The sequence below is a fragment of the Nocardia miyunensis NBRC 108239 genome, assembly GCF_001613065.1.
Lineage (GTDB): Bacteria > Actinomycetota > Actinomycetes > Mycobacteriales > Mycobacteriaceae > Nocardia > Nocardia miyunensis.
Genome location: NZ_BDBQ01000176.1, coordinates 1 through 2,950, shown reverse-complemented (window position 1 = coordinate 2,950; position 2,950 = coordinate 1). Strand labels below are relative to the sequence as shown.

Here is a 2,950-nt window from a genome sequence, read left to right as displayed (position 1 = left end):
CGCCCTGGCCTGCCGGGCACTGGCGAGCCGATCACCCCGCGCGACGCTCGTCGTCGCGGCCGTGCTCTGCGCGGTCGCGGTCGGCGGCGTCGCGGCCGGGGTGTTCTTCCTGCTGTCCGCCCCGGCCGACCCGTACGGCGGCCTGGACGGTAGCGGCCTGCCCTGCGGCGGCGGTTGACCGAAAGATACTGACACAGAGGGGGTTTCCATGAGCGGAGACGAAGTCGACATCGAACCGGGCCGAGTCGGCAGCTCCGGCACCGTGATTCACACCGAGGCCGGGACCGCGCGCACGGCCCTGAATCCGCTGTTCGACTCCGCCCAACCGGCCGCCGACGGCAACAAGGGCTTCGCCACCGGCACCGTCCTGATCAAATACGCCACCTCCCTGCGCGACGAGATCGAGGACACCATCACCAACCTCGAGACCGCGGGCGAACGCATCGTCTCCGCCGCGCAAATCATGCACGGCATGGACGCCGACAACACCACCGGCTTCAACCGCATCGTCACCGCACTCAACGGGCTGAGCAAACCGCCGCAGTAACGCCACCTAATTCGTTTGGGTACACCAGCTTTCGGTCTCCTGCCGCTCCGTCGGCGCACCGCAGTACCGCCGGAACCTCATATCGATCTCGCCCCCGTCCACCCGCAACACCGCGATCGGCTTGTCCAGCGGCCCATTCCGGGTGATGTCGCCGCCACAGTCGATCCTGCCCTCGAGTGTCCACGACTAGCTGCGCAGCACTGAGTCGGTTCTCGCCGGGACGAAGAGCATTGGTCTGACGACTACGTCGCGGTTTGGGAATGGACTGCGAATTTTCTAGTCGGCCAATGTATCTCGCCGACTCTCGGCAGCTCGAAGCTTCTTGCGAAGAACTCGAATCTCTTTCTCTGCGGGCATTTGCCGCGCACGGTGTCGATCATGAACCAGTGGAGACCTACGGCAATGGGGTGCGCACGTCGAAGTGCTGGATCCGGACGGAAACAGTCTGTCGCTGGCCGAGGCACCCGCCCGATAGGCCGACACCGAGTCGGTCGCTGTCGATTTGTGGATGCTCAGCCGCCGACCGCGGGCACATCGGGAAGTCATCGTCAGCACCGAACAGGGACGACGAATGCCTCATCGACAAGCCCTGGGCGCCATCCTATTTCAGTACTGCGGCGATCTCGAAGCGGAGGGGTTGCGCTCCTTCGATGAGTTCGCCGACTCGGCGTCGCGTTTCGGCGATGTGCGGGTCGGTGCGCAGGGCGGTCTGCATGGCTGCTTCGGTCTCCCAGTGCATGTGGTTGATCACGTGGGTGCCGTCGAGGCTGCGTAACAGGCGCATCCCGAGCAGTCCCGGGATGTCGGTGTTGCCGGAGTCGGCGGTGATGGACTCGATGAGCGCCCGCTGGTTCTCCGGCCTGACGGTGAAGATATTGAACACTCGATATCGCCGCCGGAGATCCGGTCGAGGTGTTACGCGGATTGATCGTCGAGATGGCCGTCATCGCCGGGCGCTATCCGCTGCTGTCGGTGGGCACCGATCTGCAACCGCTCCCGTCGAGCCCCCGTCGGCCGACGCCACCCCCAGCCACCCGCGCGATGCAGCGGGCCATTCTCGATCTGATCGAACGGGGCCAACGCGACGGCAGTCTGCGCGCCCATATCCCAGCGGAGCTGTTCCCCCAGGTCATAGTAGGCGCGCTACGGTTGACACAGAGATTCGCACGCAGCAACTCCGATCCCCGCGCACTCGGCGAACACATCGCGGACCTACTCCTGGACGGATTCACAACCCGCTGACCATCGAAGCCCCCGCTGGCGACACCACCAGCGGAGACGAACAACGTCCTTAAATCGGCATGAGCGGACGTTCCGCGCGGACGCCAACGGCCCGAGATAGCCTCGGGCCGTCGATCTTCGGACTGTCGCATCTGGCCCGCCGGCAGGGATGCCGACAGCATCCTCGATGACGAAATCCAGCTGGGGACTTCGAATATGCCGCTACTTGACCGAGTTGGCCAACTGATCGGATCCCAGGTTTCAGCCCGAAGCCACAGATCCGGGCCAGCCGGCGACCGGGATCCCGGACATGGTTCTCTCGACGAGACGACTGCCGACGACGGCCGCTGCAGGGTCATCGTCATGGCGCGGTGTGTTCGGTCGGCCTCGAATCGATACAGCCACCTGCGGGTCGCCTGCCCCGTGCCGGCCGGTTCGATCAGCGCGATATGCGGGCTGCGCGGACGGCCTGCTTGTTACACATCGACAAGGTCGTCGCTATCGTGAACACCGAGGTGACCATTCAGTCGCAACTAGACCGACGGGGCCTGGTCGACTCGCGGATCGGAAAGTGCGGCGTCGGATCATGGCAGAAGACCTGACCGTGACTGGGGTGCTGGTGATACCCGCGTCCGAGTTACGCGAGCGGTTCTCGCGGTCTTCCGGTCCGGGAGGGCAACGCGTCAACACCGCCGACAGCCGGGTAGAGCTGTCCTTCGACCTCGCCAACTCGCCCTCCGTGCCGGAGTGGCTGCGCACCCGGATGCTCGACCGCCTGGCCACCCGCCTGGTCAACGGGGTGCTCACGATCGCCGCGTCGGAGCAACGTGCACAGCTGCAGAACCGCGCGGCCGCCCGCGAACGCCTGGCCTCGTTACTGCGTGACGCCGCTGCCGCCCCGCCACCTGTTCGCCGCGCCACGAAGCCCTCGCGCGGAGCAAAGGAACGTCGCATCGCCGCGAAGAAGCGGCGCGGCGTCATCAAACGCAACCGCCGTGCCTCCCCCGACGACTAGCTGTGATGTCCAGGGAGGTTGGTCAGCCGTGTGATGGGTGGCTGGTTTCCGATTGCGCTGTGGACTCGGTGGTGATTGTAGAAGTGCAGCCAGTCCGGCAGGGCTTGGCGGCGTTGGGTTTCTGACTCGTAGAAGCGGGCGTAGGCCCAGCCATCGGCCAGGGTGCG

Annotated in this window: 5 protein-coding genes; 3 read left to right on the top strand and 2 right to left on the bottom strand. The window is 65.6% G+C overall.

Translation table 11 applies throughout. The annotated features are described in order from the left end of the window. The first annotated feature begins 208 nt into the window (after positions 1-208). Positions 209-547, top strand: coding sequence for a hypothetical protein (locus NM2_RS46810; RefSeq protein WP_067684254.1), 339 nt, complete (start codon positions 209-211; stop codon positions 545-547). 601 nt (positions 548-1,148) lie between these two features. Here NM2_RS46810 and NM2_RS46805 read toward each other — a convergent pair. Further along, on the bottom strand, positions 1,149-1,430 hold the full coding sequence (locus NM2_RS46805; RefSeq protein WP_067684252.1) for an antibiotic biosynthesis monooxygenase family protein: 282 nt from the start codon (positions 1,428-1,430) through the stop codon (positions 1,149-1,151). Between the two features lie 41 nt (positions 1,431-1,471). Between NM2_RS46805 and NM2_RS46800 the strand changes: the two genes are divergently transcribed. Together NM2_RS46800 and arfB are read left to right on the top strand one after the other, a co-directional pair. Next, entirely contained in the window at positions 1,472-1,789 is a 318-nt protein-coding gene (locus NM2_RS46800) for a hypothetical protein (RefSeq protein ID WP_157122120.1), read from the top strand. Positions 1,790-2,354: 565 nt separating this feature from the next. Then, a complete protein-coding gene (gene arfB / locus NM2_RS46790) occupies positions 2,355-2,783 on the top strand; it encodes an alternative ribosome rescue aminoacyl-tRNA hydrolase ArfB (protein ID WP_067684244.1) in 429 nt (142 codons plus the stop codon). On the opposite strand, the gene NM2_RS46785 is transcribed toward arfB, so the two are convergent. After that, positions 2,780-2,950, bottom strand: a 171-nt coding sequence (locus NM2_RS46785) for an integrase core domain-containing protein (protein WP_157122117.1), incomplete at its 5' end; no start/stop codon positions are given. The two genes, arfB and NM2_RS46785, sit on opposite strands and share 4 nt — an antisense overlap.

Coding starts and splice junctions, on each gene's coding strand:
- arfB (WP_067684244.1), top strand. CDS start 2,355: ATGGCAGAAGACCTGACCGTGACTGGGGTGCTGGTGATACCCGCGTCC.
- NM2_RS46810 (WP_067684254.1), top strand. CDS start 209: ATGAGCGGAGACGAAGTCGACATCGAACCGGGCCGAGTCGGCAGCTCC.